The following is a 1,541-nucleotide window of genomic DNA, read 5'->3' as shown; positions in this document are numbered from 1 at the left end:
TCACCCTCGTTAGCACCAAACGTCAGCGGCGTATCACCCAACTCCGTCACGCTGTTATCAACGTAAGCCTTGTTGGTAATGTGGTCGCCTTCGGTGATCTCGCCGGTGTAGGTGACGTTACCCTCGTTGTTAACGAAGAAGTTATCGCCCAGGCGCGTTTCACCTGCCACGGTCAGGTTCTCATTCACCGTCATGTTGTTGGTGGTGATGCTGTCACCATCAATGAAGGTGTCACCCACCGTGATGCTGTTGCCAATCTCAAGGTCGTCGCTCAACGCCAGTTCCAGCGTCTCATCATCGGTCAGCTTGGTGATGATGTTGCTGTTACCTTCTTCATTGGCCTCGCCCACGATATCTAAACGATCACCCAGGCGGCGCTCGGTGTCTTCACCCTCGTTAGCACCAAACGTCAGCGGCGTATCACCCAACTCCGTCACGCTGTTATCAACGTAAGCCTTGTTGGTGATGTGGTCACCTTCGGTGATGTCGCCGGTGTAGGTGACGTTGCCTTCGTTGTTCACGAGGAAGTGGTCGCCCAGGCGGGTCTCACCTTCTACCGTGAGGTTTTCATTGATGGTAGTGCTGCCATCAACGTACAGGTTCTCGTTCAAGAACGTGTCACCTTCAACCGTCAGGTTCTCATTCACCGTCACGTTGTTGGTGGTGATGCTGTCACCATCAATGAAGGTGTCACCCACCGTGATGCTGTTGCCAATTTCAAGGTCGTTGCTCAACGCCAGTTCCAGCGTCTCATCATCAGTCAGCTTGGTGATGATGTTGCTGTTACCTTCTTCATTGGCCTCGCCCACGATATCTAAACGATCACCCAGGCGGCGCTCGGTGTCTTCACCCTCGTTAGCACCAAACGTCAGCGGCGTGTCACCCAACTCCGTCACGCTGTTATCAACGTAAGCCTTGTTGGTGATGTGGTCACCTTCGGTGATGTCGCCGGTGTAGGTGACGTTGCCTTCGTTGTTCACGAGGAAGTGGTCGCCCAGGCGGGTCTCACCTTCTACCGTGAGGTTTTCATTGATGATGGTGCTACCACCAATATGGGTATCGCCAGCAACATTCAGGTTCTCGGTCACCTCAACGTTGGTGAACGTGACGTCATCTGCCGTGGCTACGGTGATGTCAGTACCGTTGCGGGTAATGGCGATGTTCTGGCCATCGATCATTTGGACGGTATCGCCCGGCGCCACATTAGTCGCCGTATCGCCGTTGGTCTGAACGTTCCAGCCAGCATTGGCCACGTCACTGACATTCGTCAGTTGGTCAACGTTCACCGCGTCGGTGCCATCAATACCGGCCGCCACATTGGTGATGCGATTGCCATCCATGCTCAGGCCACCACTCAGGGTCGTCTGACCCGTTACGTTAAGCGCGCCGCCAATGGTGGCGTTGTTGGCTACGTCGAGGGTGTTGGTGGTCACGCTGTTGACGTCCAGGTCATCGCTCATCGCGATCACCAGCGTCTCATCGTCGGTTACTTCGGTGCTGAGGTTGGCGTTGCTGGTGACAATATCCAGGCGCTCGCCTAA

Annotated in this window: 1 pseudogene; it reads right to left on the bottom strand. The window is 55.0% G+C overall.

The features are described 5' to 3' along the window. Positions 1 to 1,541, bottom strand: a pseudogene (locus CPA45_RS22430) (hypothetical protein); the annotation flags it as partial.

Source organism: Vreelandella nigrificans, from assembly GCF_002374315.1.
Lineage (GTDB): Bacteria > Pseudomonadota > Gammaproteobacteria > Pseudomonadales > Halomonadaceae > Vreelandella > Vreelandella nigrificans.
Note: the sequence above shows the minus strand (reverse complement) of the source record. Positions and strands in the feature narration are given on the sequence as shown.